This window comes from Serratia sp. LTN-2 (assembly GCF_059740205.1).
This window is the reverse complement of the sequence record NZ_JCAXDO010000070.1, coordinates 1-1,092: the sequence shown is the minus strand read 5'-3', so window position 1 is coordinate 1,092 and position 1,092 is coordinate 1. Positions and strand designations below refer to the sequence as shown.

The window sequence follows — 1,092 nt, the reverse complement described above, 5'->3', positions numbered from 1 at the left end:
ACTGGCCGGCCATTCAGCGAATGGTCACACATTAATGAATCGCATTAATATCAGCAGATTTTTCTTCATTCTCCTGAACTAGCAACATTCAGAGCTTAAGGCACGGCAATAATAATGGGTAAGCTGCCGGAAAACGTCCCTACCGACTGGGCATCATAACCGCTTAAGGTTGAAGAAAGCCGTAACCGGGTTGGCGAGGTTGAGGCGGAGATCTTGACGCCATCCCCCAACCTCTTGTCATTAATCATAAGATCGCTGCGTAATCCAGTCAGTGGCGACAACGACACCGAACTCACCCCTGATTGGGACATAACATAGACCGACATATTTTTAGAACATGAGATATAAATATCGGTATAAGCCGAATTACCATTCACCTCTGAGGGAACCAATACGCCGTGATTTATTTCAATATAAGGCGCATCTACCTGACATGTCTCTGGTCCATATTCTGAATACGCGCACGTACCATCAAAAGCTGTAGCAGATGAGGTATCTACATATGTTCTAGGATATCCGAACTGCCAGCAGGCCCTATTAGTTGCGGATCCTGAACCTCTATCCGCAACAACCCATTGCCCAAGATAGCCTTGAGCAATAAACAGCTTGCCTAATTCCCCCATAGTTTTTGCGTTTCTCGCGCCGGGAACCTCAAAAAGGTGATTACTGATGGTAAGCCCGTGCCCACCATTTACCGAAAATAAAAAATAAAGGACGTCTCTCTTTACATTCCCCCAAGTCATAGGATTGGGTGTCTTGTCATTGACATCCCATGACTCTATGGACACATAAGTCCTGCCATAAAGAAAAACTACGTTCATTTGATAGGCAGCGGAAAACACCGCAGAAGAATACAAGCCGATAAACATCGCCAATATTTTTATTCCTATTTTCATATCCGTCACCTACTCATAAGCCAGATTAAAGGTCGCCACCGCACTGAAGGCCCCGCGCCCAATGGTCTTTCGCTCCAGCGCCTGCGGTTCGCCGCGCACATAGGCCTGCAACGCCAAAATATTGCCGCCGGCCTGCAGGCCCTGCTTATCACCGGCCTGATTGAGCGGCAGCGCCTTGCCCGCCGGCGTTTCCAGC

General features: G+C 48.1%; 1 protein-coding gene and 1 pseudogene. Both read right to left on the bottom strand.

The annotated features are described in order from the left end of the window. Positions 1-95: 95 nt before the first annotated feature. Entirely contained in the window at positions 96-896 is an 801-nt protein-coding gene (locus AC6BYQ_RS28375) for an MrpH family fimbial adhesin (RefSeq protein WP_498057918.1), read from the bottom strand. A 9-nt stretch (positions 897-905) separates the two neighbouring features. Beyond that, positions 906-1,092, bottom strand: a pseudogene (locus AC6BYQ_RS28370) (fimbrial protein); the annotation flags it as partial.

What these genes read in the sequence shown, in the direction of transcription:
- AC6BYQ_RS28375 (WP_498057918.1), bottom strand. Translation starts at nt 896, where the DNA reads ATGAAAATAGGAATAAAAATATTGGCGATGTTTATCGGCTTGTATTCT.